General features: G+C 44.2%; 20 protein-coding genes. 9 read left to right on the top strand and 11 right to left on the bottom strand.

What is annotated here, in order from left to right; translation table 11 throughout:
- The first annotated feature begins 27 nt into the window (after positions 1 to 27).
- From F8C76_RS00275 to aroQ, 3 genes are all read left to right on the top strand, one after another.
- Entirely contained in the window at positions 28 to 486 is a 459-nt protein-coding gene (locus F8C76_RS00275; RefSeq protein WP_152129961.1) for a hypothetical protein, read from the top strand.
- 166 nt (positions 487 to 652) lie between these two features.
- A complete protein-coding gene (locus F8C76_RS00280) occupies positions 653 to 1,162 on the top strand; it encodes an outer membrane beta-barrel protein (protein ID WP_152129962.1) in 510 nt (169 codons plus the stop codon).
- A gap of 81 nt (positions 1,163 to 1,243) precedes the next feature.
- Positions 1,244 to 1,660, top strand: a complete 417-nt coding sequence (gene aroQ / locus F8C76_RS00285; protein ID WP_116219266.1) for a type II 3-dehydroquinate dehydratase — start codon at positions 1,244 to 1,246, stop codon at positions 1,658 to 1,660.
- Here the strand turns inward: aroQ and F8C76_RS00290 are convergent.
- From F8C76_RS00290 to F8C76_RS00315, 6 genes are all read right to left on the bottom strand, one after another.
- Positions 1,652 to 1,933 (bottom strand): DUF3817 domain-containing protein, encoded by a 282-nt coding sequence (locus tag F8C76_RS00290; RefSeq protein WP_129654111.1) that lies wholly within the window; start codon positions 1,931 to 1,933, stop codon positions 1,652 to 1,654. The genes aroQ and F8C76_RS00290 overlap by 9 nt on opposite strands.
- Positions 1,934 to 1,943: 10 nt before the next feature.
- Entirely contained in the window at positions 1,944 to 3,335 is a 1,392-nt protein-coding gene (gene lpdA / locus F8C76_RS00295; RefSeq protein ID WP_129654112.1) for a dihydrolipoyl dehydrogenase, read from the bottom strand.
- 120 nt (positions 3,336 to 3,455) lie between these two features.
- Positions 3,456 to 3,992: a DUF1572 family protein gene (locus F8C76_RS00300; protein WP_152129963.1), complete on the bottom strand. Its 537-nt coding sequence runs from the start codon at positions 3,990 to 3,992 to the stop codon at positions 3,456 to 3,458.
- On the bottom strand, positions 3,992 to 4,399 hold the full coding sequence (gene msrB / locus F8C76_RS00305) for a peptide-methionine (R)-S-oxide reductase MsrB (protein ID WP_152129964.1): 408 nt from the start codon (positions 4,397 to 4,399) through the stop codon (positions 3,992 to 3,994). The genes F8C76_RS00300 and msrB (F8C76_RS00305) overlap by 1 nt, the downstream gene beginning before the upstream one ends.
- 13 nt (positions 4,400 to 4,412) lie before the next feature.
- Complete coding sequence (msrB, locus tag F8C76_RS00310; protein ID WP_129654115.1) at positions 4,413 to 4,904, bottom strand: peptide-methionine (R)-S-oxide reductase MsrB; 492 nt, start codon at positions 4,902 to 4,904, stop codon at positions 4,413 to 4,415.
- Between the two features lie 116 nt (positions 4,905 to 5,020).
- Positions 5,021 to 5,599 carry a collagen-like protein gene (locus F8C76_RS00315; protein ID WP_129654116.1) on the bottom strand — a complete coding sequence of 193 codons (579 nt, stop codon included), beginning with the start codon at positions 5,597 to 5,599 and terminating at the stop codon, positions 5,021 to 5,023.
- A 157-nt stretch (positions 5,600 to 5,756) separates the two neighbouring features.
- Here F8C76_RS00315 and glgB point away from each other — a divergent pair, with 157 nt between their 5' ends.
- The 4 genes from glgB (at position 5,757) to F8C76_RS00335 (ending at position 12,432) form a co-directional block, all read left to right on the top strand.
- Positions 5,757 to 7,652, top strand: coding sequence for a 1,4-alpha-glucan branching protein GlgB (glgB, locus tag F8C76_RS00320; RefSeq protein WP_152129965.1), 1,896 nt, complete (start codon positions 5,757 to 5,759; stop codon positions 7,650 to 7,652).
- Positions 7,653 to 7,748: 96 nt separating this feature from the next.
- Positions 7,749 to 10,148, top strand: a complete 2,400-nt coding sequence (locus F8C76_RS00325) for a glycoside hydrolase family 31 protein (RefSeq protein ID WP_152129966.1) — start codon at positions 7,749 to 7,751, stop codon at positions 10,146 to 10,148.
- A gap of 39 nt (positions 10,149 to 10,187) precedes the next feature.
- Positions 10,188 to 10,997 carry a M48 family metallopeptidase gene (locus tag F8C76_RS00330; protein ID WP_129654119.1) on the top strand — a complete coding sequence of 270 codons (810 nt, stop codon included), beginning with the start codon at positions 10,188 to 10,190 and terminating at the stop codon, positions 10,995 to 10,997.
- 109 nt (positions 10,998 to 11,106) lie between these two features.
- On the top strand, positions 11,107 to 12,432 hold the full coding sequence (locus F8C76_RS00335; RefSeq protein WP_152129967.1) for an MFS transporter: 1,326 nt from the start codon (positions 11,107 to 11,109) through the stop codon (positions 12,430 to 12,432).
- 78 nt (positions 12,433 to 12,510) lie between these two features.
- On the opposite strand, the gene F8C76_RS00340 is transcribed toward F8C76_RS00335, so the two are convergent.
- The 4 genes from F8C76_RS00340 to F8C76_RS00355 are packed head-to-tail and all read right to left on the bottom strand — an operon-like array spanning position 12,511 to position 15,465.
- Positions 12,511 to 13,236 (bottom strand): head GIN domain-containing protein, encoded by a 726-nt coding sequence (locus F8C76_RS00340; RefSeq protein ID WP_152129968.1) that lies wholly within the window; start codon positions 13,234 to 13,236, stop codon positions 12,511 to 12,513.
- Positions 13,237 to 13,272: 36 nt separating this feature from the next.
- Positions 13,273 to 14,364, bottom strand: coding sequence for a DUF4097 family beta strand repeat-containing protein (locus tag F8C76_RS00345; RefSeq protein ID WP_152131417.1), 1,092 nt, complete (start codon positions 14,362 to 14,364; stop codon positions 13,273 to 13,275).
- Positions 14,345 to 14,905, bottom strand: coding sequence for a hypothetical protein (locus tag F8C76_RS00350; RefSeq protein WP_152129969.1), 561 nt, complete (start codon positions 14,903 to 14,905; stop codon positions 14,345 to 14,347). The genes F8C76_RS00345 and F8C76_RS00350 overlap by 20 nt, the downstream gene beginning before the upstream one ends.
- Positions 14,902 to 15,465, bottom strand: a complete 564-nt coding sequence (locus F8C76_RS00355; RefSeq protein ID WP_152129970.1) for an RNA polymerase sigma factor — start codon at positions 15,463 to 15,465, stop codon at positions 14,902 to 14,904. Before F8C76_RS00355 ends, F8C76_RS00350 begins: the two co-directional genes overlap by 4 nt.
- A gap of 217 nt (positions 15,466 to 15,682) precedes the next feature.
- Here F8C76_RS00355 and lon point away from each other — a divergent pair, with 217 nt between their 5' ends.
- Both lon and cmk read left to right on the top strand, forming a co-directional pair.
- Positions 15,683 to 18,133, top strand: coding sequence for an endopeptidase La (gene lon, locus F8C76_RS00360; protein WP_152129971.1), 2,451 nt, complete (start codon positions 15,683 to 15,685; stop codon positions 18,131 to 18,133).
- Positions 18,134 to 18,186: 53 nt separating this feature from the next.
- The gene (gene cmk, locus F8C76_RS00365; protein WP_152129972.1) at positions 18,187 to 18,879 is read left to right on the top strand and encodes a (d)CMP kinase; all 693 of its coding nucleotides are present in this window, start codon (positions 18,187 to 18,189) and stop codon (positions 18,877 to 18,879) included.
- Between the two features lie 25 nt (positions 18,880 to 18,904).
- Here cmk and F8C76_RS00370 read toward each other — a convergent pair whose 3' ends face one another.
- A complete protein-coding gene (locus tag F8C76_RS00370; RefSeq protein WP_152129973.1) occupies positions 18,905 to 19,384 on the bottom strand; it encodes a hypothetical protein in 480 nt (159 codons plus the stop codon).
- Positions 19,385 to 19,420: the final 36 nt, after the last annotated feature.

A 19,420-nucleotide genomic window follows, 5' to 3' on the forward strand; every position in this document is an offset into this window, starting at 1 on the left:
ATTAGTATAAACCATAAACTTAGAAAAATGAAAAAATTACTAGTTGTTTTTGGCCTTGCCCTATTGGGTACGGTAACTGTGAAATCCCAAACAAGCTACAAAGCGGCTCTGGGTCTTGGCGTTGATGCGGTTAATAGTGCCACCTTTATTGGGGCTACTGGAAAGTATTTCTTTACCAGCAACCATGTGGGTCAGGCCGATTTAGGATTTGAGGATGGGGCTACCATGATCACCATCCTGTATTCGTACCACAAAAGATTCGTTGGTGCTGGAGGCTTGCGCTGGTATGCCGGGGCAGGTCCGAGTATTATGCTGGTGGACAATATGGATAATGCTTTTGCCTTACGCCCGCATTTGGGACTGGATTTTAAAGTGAACGGAGTGCCCTTTGTGGCCAATTTTGATTGGAGACCGGCCATTGTGCTCAGTGATGGGGATAATGAAGTGGGTGCCTTCGGATTTGGATTGCAATTTGCATTCAACTAATTGATATTAAATAATTTATAATTAAAAAAAGGAGCAGTGAAACCCTGTTCCTTTTGCAAAAAAAATAGGATTTCGATGTTGATATAATAAAAACATTCCAAATTTCCTATTATTCTTAACCTTGTGGCATTGCTATATTTGTGCCCTCAACTAAAATTTATACATCGTGAGAAAATTAATTGTTTTAGCAGTATTTTTTACTAGTGTAATCGTTTCAAACACCTACGGCCAGGAAGGATTCGCGGTCAAGGCAGGTCTTAACAATGTGTCCATGAAGGTGGATACAGGAGATGATTTCTTTGGAAGTGTAAGCGACAGTGAGCTTGGATTTTATCTGGGTGGTAGCTATAACTTTGTGGCATCCGAAGAGTTTGACATTGAGCCTTCGGTACTTTTTAGTTTTGTAGACGATTTGACTTCTTTGTACATTCCTATCATGGCCAAGTACAAAATAAACAACTTCAACATTCAGGCTGGTCCGCAGATCAATTACCTATTGGAGGATATTCCTGATGGTGAGTTGGGTCTTGATATTGCTTTTGGTGGTGGATACCAAATCGATGACAACTGGTTTGTTGAAGCAAGATACGGTCTTCAGATATCCAGAGGAGGAGATTTTGGTGATGTTGTGGACATCAACACCCTAACTTTTGGAGCTGGATATAGATTTAACTAATCAAGTCCAACAAAGCACAAAAAAGCGGGAGTCTTCACTTCCGCTTTTTTTATGCCTTAAAATAATTGGTACTTTTACGATATGAAATTAATGATCATCAATGGGCCCAATCTAAACCTGTTGGGAAAACGGGAGCCCGAAGTATATGGCAGCACCACTTTTGAAGACTATTTTGCCGAATTGCAACAAAAATTTCCACAAGTGGAATTGGAATATTTTCAGTCCAATATTGAGGGTGAGCTTATAGGTAAAATACAGGAAGTAGGGTTTGATTATGATGGGATAGTCCTAAATGCTGCGGCATACACCCACACTTCGGTGGGCATGGGGGATGCGGTGAAAGCGGTTTCCACCCCAGTGGTCGAAGTACATATATCCAATACCCACCAACGGGAAGAATACAGGCATGTTTCCTACATATCACCGGGAGCCAAAGGAGTTATCCTTGGTTTTGGATTGCAAAGCTATGATTTGGCCATCCAGAGTTTTCTAGGCTAGTTCCTTTAGATACTTTTCATCCGCATAAAAAGTACCAAAGGGTAATAGGGAGGCCATAAAGAGCATCACAAACTTTTTGATGCCCCATTTGCGCTGCCAACAAAATGCTACGGCCAAGACCACATATAAAATAAAGAGAACCCCATGGGCGTAGCCCACAATTTTATTGGGTTCCATGATATCTGCCCAATACTTCAAGGGCATGGTCATCCCAAACAAAGCGATATAGGAAATGCCCTCCAAAATGGCCGTGGCCCTAAAAAGTTTAAGCATATTCTTTGGATTAAATGTGGATCACTTCATCATAGGCAGCTGCTACGGCTTCCATAACGGCTTCACTCATGGTTGGGTGGGGGTGTACCGCTTTAAGGATTTCATGGCCTGTGGTTTCCAGTTTTCGGGCCACCACTGCTTCGGCGATCATATCGGTAACACCAACTCCGATCATATGGCAACCCAACCATTCACCATATTTGGCATCAAAGATGACTTTTACAAATCCATCTGCATTTCCACTAGCTTTGGCTTTACCACTGGCAGAAAATGGGAATTTTCCAATTTTGATGTCGTACCCTTGTTCTTTGGCCTGTTTTTCAGTAAGACCAACAGAAGCAACTTCGGGGATACAGTAGGTACATCCGGGGATGTTTCCATAATCCAATGCCTCAACATGCATTCCCGCAATCTTTTCAACACAAAGAATACCTTCGGCAGATGCCACGTGGGCCAATGCTTGGCCGGGAGTTACATCGCCAATGGCGTAATATCCTGGGATATTGGTCTGGTAATAATCGTTCACCAAGATTTTATCACGGTCCACAGCGATTCCTACATCCTCCAAGCCAATGTTTTCAATATTCGTTTTGATACCCACGGCTGAAAGAACGATATCGGCTTCCAAAACCTCTTCACCTTTGGACGTTTTTACGGTGGCTTTTACACCATCACCTGAAGTGTCCACTTTGGTCACTTCCGCAGAAGTCTTGATTTTGACCCCGGCCTTTTTGAAGCTGCGTTCCAACTGCTTGGATACGTCCTCGTCCTCAACAGGAACAATATTGGGTAAGTACTCCACTACGGTCACTTCCGTGCCCAAGGAGTTATAGAAATAGGCAAACTCGATACCAATGGCACCACTACCTACTACGATCATTTTTTTAGGTTGTTTTTCCAAGGACATGGCCTCACGGTAACCGATCACCTTTTTACCATCTTGCGGTAAACTGGGCAATTCACGGCTTCTGGCCCCTGTGGCGATGATGATATGGTCTGCGGAGTACTCGGCAGTATCACCATGCTCTCCTTTTACCAAGACTTTCTTGCCAGGTTGCACCTTGCCATATCCATTGAGGACCTCGATTTTATTTTTTTTCATCAAGAACTGAATGCCCTTGCTCATGCCTTCGGCTACACCACGGCTTCGCTTTACCACGGCACCAAAATCGTAATCCACATCTTTGGCACTAAGTCCGTAGTCTTCGGCATGCTTCAGATATTCAAAGACCTGGGCGGATTTTAAAAGGGCTTTGGTGGGGATACAGCCCCAATTGAGACAAACGCCTCCCAAACTTTCCTTTTCCACAATGGCGGTTTTGAATCCTAGCTGTGAGGCCCTGATTGCGGTAACATATCCACCGGGACCACTGCCCAGAACAATTACGTCGAACTTGCTCATTAGATCTTGATTTTAGTTGTTAAATTGGAAGCCAGCCTTTGGGCAGGCAGGTGCAAAAGTACGGAATTCAATCCCCAAATCCCAAGCTTGAAAAAGGCAAAATTGGCTTTGTTTGTGAAATCAGTTCGGGTCTTTGCCGAACATCTTTTGATTGAAGGCTTGGGAGCCCCCTTTTGGAATGGAAAGTGATACCCATTCGTCTCCTTTTATCATTCTTCCCACAAAGGCAATTTGTCCAACATGACTGGCATAATGGGCCAATTGTCGGTTGATGGCCGCTGGAATGGAATGCTCTTCGTCACGGATTTTTATTTTGTTATTGAAATTGGAAGCATTGATGCTTTCCAAGGCTTGGAACAGGCACTGCCATCCTTTTTCCCAGGCGGCCAATAGTTCAGCTTTGGAGGTATAGGGTTCTTCAAACTCCAGTTCCCTGTTGCGCCAGGTTTTTTCACCATCCTCGGTCAGGAAATTGGTCCATCTACTCAACATATTCCCCACCATATGCTTTACAATGATGGCGATGGAGTTGTCCGTTTTGCTATACTTCCACAGAATGTCACTATCGGAAAGTTGGGCAAAGGTTTTATCGCCCATGGTTTTGTACCGATGGAATTCGAACAGGGCACTTGCCATATACTCTTCTTGGAAATCCATTACTCTTCAGAAGGATTGAAACCAATGCTCACGGAGTTGATGCAATACCGTTGCCCTGTGGTCTCTTGGGGTCCGTCATTGAACACATGCCCTAAATGTCCACCACAGTTGGCACAGATGGTTTCGGTACGAATCATACCATGGGAGGTGTCACGGATGTATTCAATGGCCCCTTCCACAGCTTGATCAAAAGAGGGCCATCCACAGCCGCTTTCAAACTTGTGTTCGCTCTCAAACAGCTTGGCATGGCATGCCCTGCAGTGATAGTCCCCATTTTCAAAATGGAGGTTGTATTGCCCGGTGAATGGGCGTTCCGTTCCCTTTTGTCGTAAAACGTAATATTCTTCGGGGGAAAGGGATTGTTGCCATTCCTCCTCGGTTTTTTCCATACCGTATTTTTTATCCATAGAATGGGGTGGTTTACTTGCCATCAGGAATAAAATCCAAGGCAATTCCATTGATGCAGTGTCTTTTTCCTGTGGTCTTTTTAGGCCCATCATCAAAAACGTGGCCTAAATGTCCGCCACAGGTGGCACAATGTTCCTCTATTCGGGTAACACCGTACGAGTTGTCTTCTTCATAGGCCACATTTCCTTCAATCTCACGGTCAAAGCTGGGCCAACCGGTACCGGACCTATATTTGTTTTCACTTCGGAAAACCGGGGTGCCGCAACCTGCGCAGACATAGGTTCCCTTTTCTTTGTTTTCCAAAAGGTCGCTGGTAAATGCATTTTCGGTAGCCGCTTTACGGAGCACATAATATTCCACTTCTGTAAGCTCTGCTTTCCACTCCGCATCGGTTTTGGTTACCTTATAGGCGACCTCTTTTTCGGATTCATTTTTCTTTTCCTGCGATATGCCCTTGCACCCTAAACAGGCTAGAAAGGCCACCAAAAACAATTTTTTTCCCATTTTTCTGACTCTTTTAATGAATAGACGCAGTTTTGGCAGTATCCTTTCAAAAATACCATAAAAAGAAAAAGTCCCTTCGGAGAAAGGGACTTTTATTCATATTGCGGACTGGAAAATTACTGTAGTTCCAATTTCTTCACTTGGTCTTCGCCAATACCCAAGGAGGACATTACATTTTCAATATTTGAGGTATCCATTTTTGAGGCATCGGCATATTCACTGGGGATAAAGACAATCCTGAAAAGTTGGTTGTCCGTAAAATCCGTGCTTAGGGTGGAAAGGTCAAAATTTCCATCGATGAACAGTTCCACATCTACATAGGTATGCTCAAAAACATATTGTATGGTGCCTTCGGGCAGAAAATAGTTTTGTGGAATCTGGCTCCAAACGTCGGCAGTGCTGCCATCATCCAAATCCACGGTTCCGGTATATCGATACACCAAAACGGCATCTTCCGGAATGGTCTCAAAATCGGTGACGTCACCATAATTGATCAAGGTGCTGAAGAGATTGGCATCTCCATCATAGTCAAAATTTATTCCATCCACTTCCACTACTTGTCCTTGGATGCCGTCAAGACCGTCCAAACCGTCCAGGCCATCAAATCCATCCCGGCCAGGAGGGCCTTCTGGGCCTTCGCAGGCAACGGTGAACAAGACTATAAAAGCGCCAATAATTGTGTTGAATTTATTCATGATTCTTGGTTTTTGATTTGAATTCATCAGGTTTCTTTTTTCATCAAAATCAAAAAGCATTCCATTTTTTCACCAAGTACAATTTTCTTCGAAAGGATTTGATGAAAATCGTAATCTTGGCCAAGAAGTATTATATTGTGAATACTAAAACACAAATATGTCCAAGGTAGTTGCCCATAGTTTGTTCACGGAGTTTGATATTGACCTTTTTAAGGCGGGAAAACATTTTCGATTGTATGAAAAATTGGGATCCCACCTTACGGAAGTGGCAGGTGAAAAGGGCACTTACTTTGCGGTTTGGGCGCCATCGGCAAAATCCGTGTCGGTCATTGGGGATTTCAACCATTGGAACGCCGATGAACATAAACTCAATGTCCGTTGGGATTCCAGTGGTATTTGGGAGGGATTTATCCCCGGGGTTGACCAAGGCACCAAGTACAAGTACAAAATACGGTCGCACAACAATGACATTTCGACCGAAAAGGCGGATCCCTTTGCCCGGTATTGCGAGCAACCACCCAAAACGGCTTCCATGGTCTGGAATGCAGAACACAACTGGAAGGATAAAAAATGGATGGACGAACGGGAAAAACACAATGGGTTGGACAGACCTTATTCCGTTTACGAGGTGCATTTGGGTTCTTGGCGAAAAAAAAATGGCTGGGAATATCTTTCCTATATGGAATTGGCCGATGAGCTTGTGGACTATGTGGACGAAATGGGTTTTACCCATGTGGAGTTCATGCCGGTCATGGAATATCCCTATGATCCCTCTTGGGGGTATCAATTAACGGGGTATTTTGCCCCAACCTCCCGATTTGGCAAGCCAGAAGATTTTAAGCTGTTGGTAGATAAATTCCATCAAAAGGGCATTGGGGTCATCTTGGATTGGGTACCGTCCCATTTTCCTGAAGATGCCCATGGATTGGGCTTTTTTGACGGTTCCCATCTCTATGAACATCCAGACCGTAGACGGGGCTATCACCCAGATTGGAAGAGCCTTATTTTCAATTACGGAAGGAATGAGGTCAGGGCCTTTTTGATCAGCAATGCCGTTTTTTGGTTGGATCAATACCATGTGGATGGACTTCGGGTGGATGCCGTGGCCTCCATGCTCTACTTGGACTATTCACGCGAAGATGGGGAGTGGGAGCCCAACATCTATGGCAACAATGAAAATTTGGAGGCGATTTCTTTTTTACGGGAAATGAACCAAGAAGTATACGGAAGCTTTAAGGGTGTGCAGACCATCGCCGAAGAGTCCACTGCCTTTTCCGGGGTGACGAAACCAGTACATTTTGGTGGACTTGGTTTTGGTATGAAATGGATGATGGGTTGGATGCACGATACCTTGGAGTTCTTTAAAAAAGACCCCATCCACCGTTCCTATGATCTTAATGAGATTACCTTTAGTTTGACCTATGCCTTCACCGAAAATTTTATGTTGCCTTTTTCCCATGATGAGGTGGTCTATGGAAAGCAATCCCTTTTATACCGTATGCCAGGGGACGAATGGCAGCGTTTTGCCAATTTGAGGATGCTGTTTGGGTACATGTTCACCCACCCGGGAGGAAATCTCCTGTTCATGGGTGGTGAGTTTGGGCAATCTTCGGAGTGGAATTTTCAGGAAAGCTTGGAGTGGCATCTTACCCAATACGATTTTCATTCTGGAATCCAGAAAGTTATCAAGGATTTGAACAAAATGTACAAAACCAACCCTGCACTGTACGACAAACAGTTCAGTAGCGATGGATTTCAATGGATAGAATACAATGATCAGGAGAATACGGTGGTAAGCTATATCCGAAAAGGAAACGACCCTAAGGACGATATGATCGTGGTCTGCAATTTTACCCCTGTTCCCCGTGAAAACTATAGGGTTGGGGTTCCCAAGAACTCCCAATTAAAGTTGATTTTTAATAGCGATGATACCAAGTATTCGGGAAGTGGAATGGGCAAAAAAACACTCAAGCCGGGAAAAACGTCTTGGAACGGACATTTGCAATCCGTTTTGATGACACTTCCGCCCTTATCCATCGTTGTCTACAAATAGCGGCCAAACTATAACGATATAGTGGCGTGTTGTTCAAAACATCTTTTTATTTTGTCCGCCTAAAGTATTTCTTTTGTTAGTCTCAACAAACTGAAGATGATAACCAACACTGAAATAGAGAAACGGGGCAATCAGCACCCAAATCATATTGTAGACTTTAAACAGGAGAACCGAAAACTCCTTTTTACCACCCAGAACGGGGTTATTTTGGAAGTGTCCATTTTACGGGATAGTGTGGTACGGTTTCGGTATGCTACCGAGCATGTTTTTGAACCGGATTTCTCCTACGCCATCAGCAATGACGTAAATACGGGATTCAATCAACTTGAGGTTCAGGAAGAGATTCCGGAATATGTGGTTATCACCAATAAAATCAAGATTTATATCAATAAGTCCAATCTCAAGGTCCAGATAACGGATTTGGAAGACAATGTGCTCAACGAGGATGAGCTGGGATTTCATTGGGAAGAGAACTATGATTACGGGGGTAATGTAGTGAAAATGAGTAAGATATGTCATTCCGGGGAAAGCTATTACGGCATGGGGGACAAGGCTTCGCATACCAACCTGAAGGGCAAGCGATTGAACAATTGGGTAACGGATTCCTATGCCTATGGTAAGGACCAGGAGCCATTGTACAAAGCCATTCCCTTTTATGTGGGGCTCAAGGAAAGTGTCGCTTACGGTATCTTTTTTGACAATTCTTTCAGCACCTATTTTGATTTTGCCAATGAAAAAAGGAACGTGACCAGTTTTTGGGCCGATGGGGGGGAGATGAACTATTATTTTTTCTACGGACCCAAAATGAGCCAAGTGGTGGAAGCCTATACCGATTTGACCGGTGTTCCGGAATTACCACCCCTTTGGGCCTTGGGTTTCCATCAATCCAAATGGAGCTATTACCCAGAACGAAACGTAAAAAAAATCGCCGCTACCTTTAGAAAACTCAATATTCCCTGCGATGCCATTTATCTGGACATTGATTATATGGAGGGGTTTAGATGCTTTACTTGGAACAACCGCTATTTCCCCAATCCCAAGAAAATGGTGCAAGACTTGGAAAAAGATGGTTTTAAGGTGGTTACCATGATTGATCCCGGAATCAAGATCGACCGGGATTATTGGGTATACCAGCAGGCTATGGATCATGGCTTTTTCTGCAGAAGGGCAGATGGCCCCCACTTTAAGGGAAAAGTATGGCCAGGGGAATGTAAATTTCCAGATTTCACCAACCCCGAAGTTCGGGAATGGTGGGCAGGTCTGTACAAGGAAATGATAGCTGAGATAGGGGTGCGTGGGGTTTGGAACGATATGAATGAACCTGCCATTATGGAAGTTCCCTCCAAAACGGCCAATTTGGACGTGCGTCACGATTACGATGGCCATCCCTGTAGCCATAGAAAGGCGCATAATGTGTATGGGATGCAAATGGTAAGGGCCACATATGATGGGGTTAAGAAATACACCTTTCCAAGAAGACCTTTTGTGTTGACAAGGGCCGCATATTCAGGAACACAGCGCTATTGTGCTACATGGACCGGGGACAACGTGGCAACTTGGGAACACCTATGGATCGCCAATGTACAGATGCAACGGATGTGTATGAGTGGATATTCCTTTGTAGGGTCGGATATTGGCGGTTTTGCCGAACAGCCCAACGGCGAATTGTTTGCCCGATGGGTACAGTTGGCCATTTTCCATCCCTTCTGTCGGGTACATTCAAGCGGGGACCACGGGGATCAGGAACCTTGGTCCTTTGGAGAGGAAATCACCAATATTGTTAGAAAATATATAGAGCTTCGCTATCAATTGTTGCCCTATCTCTATACCATGTTCTACAAGTATATCAATAACGGTATGCCCATGCTGCAATCTTTGGTTTTTTATGATCAAGAGGATTCCCAGACCCACTTTAGAACCGATGAGTTCCTGTTTGGGGAGCATATGCTGGTATGTCCGGTACAAGAACCCAATGCGCAGGGTAGGCGCATGTACTTTCCAAGGGGAAATTGGTACAGCTATTGGACGGACGAAGTGATTGAAGGAGGAGTTGAAAGATGGGTGCCTGCAGAAATCTATAAGATTCCACTTTACGTAAAAGAAGGGGCCATGATACCAAAATATCCGGTGCAGCAGTATGTAGGTGAAAAGGAAATCAAAGAATTAAGGATCGATGTCTATTACAAGGAAGGTATAGAAAATTCCAGCGTGTATGAGGACCAGCAAGACGGATATGACTATAAGAAAGGAAGATTTAGTCTTAGAAAGTTCAGGTTGAGAGGTAAGGAGAACGAGTTGATCATTCAACAGTTCAAGGATGGAAACTTCACCACTTCTTATAACACTTTTAAACTGAATTTTCACGGTCTACCCTTCACCATTGGAACTGTAGAGGTGGATAATGAGGAAGTTGACTTTTCGGAAATCAAATTGAATGGTAACAACTCCATAGAGGTGACCAAGGATTTCACGGAACTCCACCTGATCGGAAAATAATTTTTTGTACTTTTCCTAGACTAAACACTCACACATATTATGAAACGATTTATTCTTACCGCCTCCATTTTTTTGGTAGTTGCTGCGTGTAAAACAAATCCATTTACGGGGAAGAGCACATTGAATTTCTACCCCAATAGTCAAATTTTTCCCATGGCCTTTGCCCAGTACGATCAGTTTTTGGGCGAGAACAAGGTGATTACGGGAACATCGGATGCGCAAATGATTGCCCGGGTGGGCCAACGGATTGCCTCTGCGGCGGAACGCTGGTTGGATTCCAATGGCTATCCTGGCTACCTTAAGGATTACAAATGGGAATACAATTTGGTGCAGGATGAAACCGTCAACGCTTGGTGTATGCCTGGAGGAAAAATTGTGTTTTACACTGGAATTTTACCTATAGCCCAAGGGGAAACCGGAGTAGCAGTGGTAATGGGCCATGAAGTGGCACATGCCTTGGCAGATCATGGAGCACAACGAATGAGTGCCGGTATGGTACAGCAGATTGGGGCTGTGGCCGGGAATGTGGCCATACAGGATCCTGAAAAGCGGAACATGTTCAACCAGGCTTATGGATTGGGATCTACTTTGGGGGTTATGCTCCCCTTCAGTAGAGGTCATGAAACCGAAGCCGATAGGATTGGACTACAGATTATGGCCATTGCAGGATATAATCCTGATGAGGCTGCCAATCTGTGGAGACGGATGAAAGAAAAATCAGGGGGACAGGCCCCTCCAGAATTTATGAGCACACACCCCTCCAACGATACCAGAATCCAAAATTTGACCGCTTGGGCACCAGCTGCCAAACAAGAAGCAAGAAAGTTTGGGGTAACCTCATTTAAATAAATTGATTGATAACATAAAGATGTCATTTCGAATACGTTAAAAGACCTATTTTTATCTGCGATGGGTCTTTTAGCCATCGGGATGACATCTTCTTTTATAGACATTATTCATGGCACAGGCATTGGCATTAAAAGGAAGTAAAAAACTATTGAACGCGTGGGCGTTTTATGATTGGGCCAATTCCGTATACAGTTTGGTCATTTCCTCGGCCATTTTCCCTATTTTCTATGGAGCCCTGTTCCGGGTAGCGGGTATAGAGCGAGTGGTCATATTTGGAGGAGAGATAGCCAGGGCCCCGTTGATCAGTTATGTGACCTCCCTCGCTTTTGTGTTCATTGCCATTGTAACCCCATTGGTTTCGGGGATTGCCGATTATTTGGGGAATAAAAGATTGTTCCTGAAATTTTTCTGTTACCTCGGTGCCTTGTCGTGTATCGGTTTGTACTGGTTTTCATTGGAAAACATCTATTTCGGACTAGTATGCTATTTCTTTGGCTTGGTCGGCTTTTGGGTGAGTTTCGCCATCAACAATTCCTATTTGCCGGATATAGCCTTTCCGGAACAGCAGGATGGAATCAGTGCCAAAGGATTTTCATTGGGGTATGTGGGTAGTGTTATTTTGTTGATATTCAATCTAACCATGGTAATGCAGCCTGATGTCTTCGGCATAACGGACAATGGGGGTGAAGTGGCCGAAATCAAGGCGATGAAATATTCGTTTATTTCCGTGGGGATATGGTGGATACTTTTCAGTCAATACACCTTTGCCCACCTGCCAAAAGGCTATAAGCGGGAAGGGGAACGAAAAAATATAGTACTCAACGGTTTTAGGGAGTTAAAGAACGTTTGGCACCAATTGGGGGAAAACACAAGATTAAAGCGGTATTTAGGTGCTTTTTTTGTCTACAGTATGGCCGTTCAGACCATTATGCTCATCGCTACTTATTTTGGGGAAGAAGAAATCACCTGGGGCTCGGATAGTGAGCGTACCACAGGGTTGATCATCAGTATTTTGGTAATCCAGATTGTGGCCATTTTTGGAGCTACCGTCACGGCGAGGGTCTCAAAAAAGTATGGAAACATCAATACCCTTATGGTCATCAATTGCATATGGGTGGCCTTGTGTGTGTATGCTTATTTCTTGCAAACCCCAATGGATTTTTACATTGCGGCTAGTTTTGTTGGGGTGGTCATGGGGGGAATCCAAGCCCTGTCCCGATCTACCTATTCCAAGTTTTTGCCCGAAACCACCGATACCACATCCTTTTTCAGTTTTTATGATGTGGCCGAAAAAATAGGAATCATCATCGGTACATTCTTGTACGGAGCCGTGGCCCAACTCACGGGGAGTATGCGGAACAGTACCATCTTTTTGGGCTTGTTCTTTTTGATAGGAATTTACCTGTTGACCAGGGTCAATAGCGCCAGAAAATAGAAAACATCACACATTATACACAAAAGGCCCCGACATTTGTCGGGGCCTTTTGGTTTCTTGATTGATGGCTAAACTCCTTTATCCTTTTGAAATATCTCCGGAGCCTGATGATTTACTGTCTATTTTCTTGGGATTGCCTTGGTAGCTAATATCGCCTGAACCGGAGACCCTAGCCTGTATGGATTCATTTGCGGTAACCCTGACATCGGCAGAACCGGAAACCGCAACGGTAACGAAATCGGCCTCAAGTTCATAGGCCTTTACGTCCCCGGAACCGGATACTTGGATGTCCAGATCAGTGGTTTTACCGGACAGATTGATGTCACCCGAGCCTGATAGGGCGGCGTTCACACTTTTGGCGTTTACGGTCAGAGAAACGTCGCCAGACCCAGAAATCCTAGTGCTGAAATCATTGGCTGCCAAAGTGGTTTTGCCTACAATATCCCCAGAACCGGATAGCGATACCGAACTTATGGATTCAACGGGTACAGTGATTCGGATTCCCTTGCCCCATGAAGAGGGTTTTAGGTTTACTCCTTTTTCCACTTTAATGAGTAAAGTGCCGTTCTTGACTTCGGTTTTAATGTGTTCCAATAAATTGGATTCCCCTTCAAGGGTAAGTTCCCCTTCTTTGCCGGATACTAGGTCCACATCGAACCAACCGGCCAAGGCCACCTCGTCATAATCGCCCACCGAACGTTCAATGGTTACGATGTTGCCATCCCCATTGATGCGTTTTCCCCATTGGGCGTTGGTGGTGGCTACGGCACAAAATGCCAGTGTTAATGTGATGAGTTTTTTCATGATTGTGTTTTTAGTTTTGTTCTTTGATTTGATTTATTAATTCTGATAGAAGGTGATGCCCCCATAATCACTGGTAATGTTTATCATGTTACCAGAGTTTTCTTTTCCGTAATATCCCTTGAAATACTTTTCGTGGGATTTTTCTATACTGACGTTCAGCTCAAAATCATCCTTGCCACTTACACCGGCATATTCCGTTCTGATCTCAAAGTCAAAAGCATACTCGGGATGGTACCCTATTTTTATTCCGGTATAGTCCGTTCTAATGGTCACGTTTCCGGCATCAGGGGCCAATCGATCTATTTTTAAGGAACCGTAATCCCCTGTGATGGAAACATTGCCATGGATTTCTCCCAATTTCACCCCAATGTAGTCCCCGTTTCCGGTCACGTTTTTGGCATTGTTCACTTCTATGGACCCATAATCGCTGGAATAGTCCAAATCTCCCATTTCTTCTATGACTGCGTTGGTATAATCGGCCCGAATGCGCAAATTGCCAGCCTTTTGAATCGTGAAGCCTGAGTAATCGGCCACAATTTCACCACTGTTGATATAGTCAAAAGTGGATCGGGAAGTATAGTCGAACTTAAGCTCGTTGTTTCGGCCCCGCAACTCACCCACATCGATCTTGCCATAATCACATTTTATCTTGGCATGGCCATCTATGCGGTCCAAGAAGATGTTTCCATAGTCATTGCTCAGGTTTACGCTGTTCTTAACAGGTAACTTAATAGTATAGTTTACCTGTACGTTTACGTTTCTTCGCTTTCCCCAGTTCCATCCCCAACTGCTACCGCGGTCCCCAAACAGGGTACGGGCCGATACCATGCTGGAGCTGTTCTCAAAATCCACATCAATTTCGTCCAAGCGCTCCTGCACGCGGTCCTCGTCATTGCCATTGGTCTTGATGTTGACCTCGATGACCACCCTGTTTTCATTCCATGAGGTAATGTTGAGGTTGCCGTAGCTGTTGTTCACTTTAAAGAGTGCATCGGAGTTTACGTTAAACTCTTTCTTAATGGTCTTTTCCTTGGTGTACTTGCCTTCCATTTCCCCTGTACCTGCACTTAGTGCAAAAGGAAGCAGTGCTAAGGCCAAAAGGATGATTTTATATCGTAATGTTTTCATCATTGAATGATTTTAAGTTTTTGATGTTTTCTATCTGGTTCAATACCTCTTTTAATAAGTCTATTCGGGTTTGGAAGTTGGTAATCATGGCATTCAAGATAATTTTACTGTCACCGCCATTGACCAAATCCTCTTCCAGGGATTCGTAATCGTTTTTTAGCTTTTGCAACTGAAATAGCGTGTCATCAACCAATTGGGCTGTTTCGGGCGATTTTTCGCTTTCCAATAGCTCTACCTGTTGCTCAATAAGATTGGCAAAGTAAAATTCGGTCTGTGAAACCTCCGGAGCAATCTTGACCACTTGCTCTTTCAAACTGGGTTTTGGCCCCAATGCCTGAAAGGACAGTACGCCAATCAGCGCAATGGATGCTGCAATGGATAACGGTTTCCACCAGTTCACCTTCTTTTTGTTCAGGGAAATTGTGCCCTTGTCTTGGTTCAGTTTCTCCAAAAAGCGTCCTTGGTGCCCGTTTTGGGGCTCTTCAAGGTCAAATTGTCCGTGCAGCCTCTCAAACAGTTGGTCTATAGTATCCTCTTTCATGGCAAAACGTTTTGGTTCAATTTTTTTCGTAAGCTTTCCTTGGCCCGTGATATGGTAGTCCTGCAATTGGCGTAGCTTATATTCATAATTTCACTGATTTCTTCGTAATCGTAACCTTCAATTAAATGTAAGGTCAAAGAAACTCTGTAATTGTCTTTCAAACTTTTCATGGTCTCCATCACTTTTTGAGCCTTCAGTTCTGTGTAACCATTGTGGTCTGGAGCAACTTCATCATTATCTTCGACCTTGTACATTATGTCATCCAAGTCCACAGCCCGTTCTTTCTGCTGCTTTTTGTACTGATAAATGCTGTTATTGATCACAATCCGCTTTAACCATGCGCCAAAAGTGACCTCCCCTTTAAATGTGTGCAGTTTCGTGAACGCGCTCAAGAACGATTCCTGCATTACATCTTCCGCTTCGGCCGAGTCTTTCACAATTCGGTAGGCCGTGTTGAACATGGCTCTGTAATACCGATTGTAAACCTCCATTTGTGCACTTTGTTGGCCTTTTAGGCACAGCTCCAGCAGTGCGTCAATATGTTCATTTTGGTGGCTCAAAAAATGAATGGTTTGTCTTATAGAGGTATGAATTTATCAATTGTTACACTTTTTTTGGAATTTTTAAATTTTAATGGCACAGGAATTGCCTTTTAACAAATGAAAAAAAGCTGTTTAAGGACTATAAACGTTGATTATAAAGGAGTTAAAACAGTTTTTTGAAAGAATAAAGACATTATCATTTTGTTGATTATGACAAAATGACCGAAAAGATGATATGGGAGAGATGAAAATTTCAAATTTTGACAATATAGACTTTCAAGGCTTGGATGAGGATGCGGAATTGATTCCGTTGCTCACCCCAGAGGACGAGGAACAGATGAACCGGGAGAGCCTACCGGAAACCTTGCCGGTTTTGCCGCTTCGGAACACCGTGCTGTTTCCTGGTGTGGTAATCCCGATTACGGCCGGTAGGGATAAATCCATTAGCCTGATCCGTGATGCCAACAACGGTTCCAAGACCATAGGGGTGGTTTCCCAAAAAGATGAGGAAACGGAAAACCCGGGGGTGGACGACATCAATACGTTGGGAACGGTCGCGCGCATATTGCGGGTACTGCAAATGCCCGATGGGAATACCACCGTTATCATTCAAGGGAAAAAACGCTTTCAGATAGAGCAGGTCATTTCGGAAAAACCCTATATGACCGCAACAGTAAAAGAGGCTGAGGAAGTACGCCCCGAAGAGGGCAATAAAGAGTTTGGTGCCATCATTGATTCCATCAAGGAATTGGCCTTTAAGATCATTAAGGACAACCCCAATATTCCCAGCGAGGCCACTTTTGCCATCAAGAACATCCAGAGTAATTCGTTCTTGATCAATTTTGTGTCGTCCAATCTTAATTTAACGGTTGCCGAAAAACAGCAACTTCTGGAAATCCCGAATTTGCAGGATCGGGCCTTGGCCACTTTGCGCTATATGAACATGGAGCTTCAAAAACTGGAGTTGAAGAACGATATCCAGTCCAAGGTTCGTAGCGATATGGACCAACAGCAGCGCGAATATTTCCTTCACCAACAGATGAAGACCATCCAAGAGGAATTGGGTGGCATGTCCTATGAGCAGGAAGTGGAAGAGATGAAGGAACGCGCCAAGAAGAAAAAATGGAGCAAAAAAGTCAAGGAACACTTTGAGCGCGAACTGGGAAAAATGCAGCGCATGAATCCCCAAGTGGCCGAATATTCCATCCAGCGCAATTATCTGGATTTGATATTGGACCTGCCGTGGAACGAGTATTCCAAGGATAAGTTTGACCTGAAACGGGCCCAGCAGATTTTGGACCGTGACCATTATGGCCTCGAGGATGTAAAACGTAGAATCATTGAGTATCTGGCAGTTTTGAAACTCCGAAACGATATGAAATCGCCTATACTTTGTCTGTATGGCCCTCCCGGGGTAGGAAAGACCTCCTTGGGTAAATCCGTGGCCGAGGCGTTGGGTAGGGAGTATGTACGTATGTCCTTGGGTGGACTTCGGGACGAAGCGGAAATCCGCGGTCACCGAAAAACCTATATCGGGGCCATGCCCGGTCGTATCATCCAAAGTTTGAAAAAAGCCGGGACATCGAATCCTGTTTTTATCTTGGATGAGATCGATAAGCTTTCCAACAGTCATCAAGGGGACCCTTCCTCTGCCATGTTGGAGGTATTGGACCCAGAGCAGAACGCCGAGTTCCACGATAATTTCTTGGAAATGGGTTATGACCTTTCCAAAGTGATGTTCATCGCCACGGCCAACAACCTGGCCACCATTCAGCCTGCGTTGCGCGACCGAATGGAAATCATCAACGTGACAGGCTATACCATTGAAGAAAAAGTGGAAATCGCAAAAAGGCATTTGTTGCCCAAACAATTGAAGGAACATGGACTGTCCACCAACGATTTGAAGATCGGCAAACGCCAGTTGGAGAAAATCGTGGAAGGCTATACCCGTGAATCCGGGGTGCGTGGATTGGAAAAGCAACTGGCCAAAATGGTTCGGTATGCCGCAAAGTCCATCGCCATAGAGGAAGAATACAACGTGAAGGTCACCAGTGAGGATGTGGAAAAAATTCTGGGTCCTGCACGATTGGAGCGCGATAAATATGAAAACAACGATGTGGCCGGAGTGGTCACAGGATTGGCATGGACCAGTGTTGGGGGCGATATCCTCTTCATAGAATCCATTTTGTCCAAAGGAAAAGGTGCCTTGAACATTACAGGGAACCTGGGCAAGGTGATGAAGGAATCGGCCACCATTGCCATGGAATACATAAAATCCAACGCGGAAGCCTTTGGCATAGATCCCAATGTGTTTGAAAAGTACAATGTGCACATCCACGTTCCTGAAGGGGCAACGCCCAAGGATGGGCCCAGCGCGGGGATTACTATGTTAACATCCTTGGTGTCGCTGTTCACCCAACGCAAGGTGAAGAAAAGCTTGGCCATGACCGGGGAAATTACCCTGAGGGGTAAAGTATTGCCCGTAGGTGGAATCAAAGAGAAAATCTTGGCGGCAAAACGGGCACGGATCAAGGAAATCATTCTTTGTGCCGATAACCGAAAGGATATTGAGGAAATCAAAGCTGACTATCTCAAGGGGTTGACATTTCATTACGTAACCGATATGAGTGAGGTAATCGATATTGCCATCACCAAGCAAAAGGTGAAAAATGCGAAAACCCTGTAATGGAATGACAGATGTCATGATCTCATAAAACCTTTTCTACCTATTTTTGCGGCATGAAAAAAATCACCATAGCCATTGATGGCTATTCTTCCACGGGAAAAAGTACTATTGCCAAGCGTTTGGCCAAAGCCTTGAACTATATTTATGTGGATACCGGTGCCATGTACCGGGCCGTGGCCTTGTTTGCCCTTGACCATGGGTTTGTGGATGGGGAAGACAATATCCCCGAATTGATCACGCATTTGCCCGAAATGGAGTTGAAGTTTGTGCCCAACCCGGATTCTGGAAAATCCGACATGTACTTGAACGGCCAAAATGTGGAAGAGGAAATCCGGACCATGAGGGTATCCGGACAGGTGAGCAAAGTGGCCGCCATTGGCGAGGTACGTACCAAGTTGGTGGAAATGCAGCAGCAAATGGGCAAGGACAAGGGCATTGTTATGGATGGCCGTGACATTGGTACGGTGGTGTTCCCGGATGCCGAGCTAAAATTGTTTATGACCGCCTCCCCAGAGATCAGGGCCACCCGACGCTACAAGGAGTTGTTGGACAAAGGGGAGCAGGTGACCTTTGAGGAGGTGTTGAAAAACGTACAGGAACGGGACCGCATAGACTCTACCCGGAGCATATCCCCACTACAAAAGGCCAAGGATGCCATTGAGTTTGACAATAGCGATATGGGCTTGGAAGAACAGTTTGAGCGTATTTACGATTTTTCCCAACGGGTGATCGCGAAGCAGGGTTAAGGAAAAGACAGTTTTGGAGTTGCACTTATAGCCGTTGTTGTACGCTGGCCTTTTTTCTTATTAACAAAATCAATTCGTTCAAATTCTTATTCATTTCCTTGTTAATATTCCATTCCAAAGTTTTATTTCCTACCGTGAGTTGGCAAAAAAGTCCGTCAAGAACGATTCCATCTATCTTATTTTTATTCAATTCCTTATTGATTAACTTTTGTAGATCTAAAAATTCCGAATCAGTGATTTTAATTTTTTTCTCATTTATTGCGAGTCTATCTAAATTAAAGAAACCGTTTTCAAATCCTTCTCTATAAAATTTGGTATTCCAGTTCTTAACTCTCAAAAAGTTGTTGTCTGATGTGGTTAAGCTAACTGAAAATCCGTGAGTCAATAGTTGTCCTATTTCACAGTAAGTGAATCTCAATTTTTCATTTTCGCCTAAATCTAATTCAGTTAGTTCTTTTTTAAGTTCAATAAATAAAGCTACTGTATCTCTTGATATTCGTTCCATTTTTCAGCTTGCGTACAACGTTCTAAAATATGATTC

Source organism: Flagellimonas olearia (assembly GCF_009184425.1).
In the GTDB taxonomy this organism is placed as follows: Bacteria; Bacteroidota; Bacteroidia; order Flavobacteriales; family Flavobacteriaceae; genus Flagellimonas; species Flagellimonas olearia.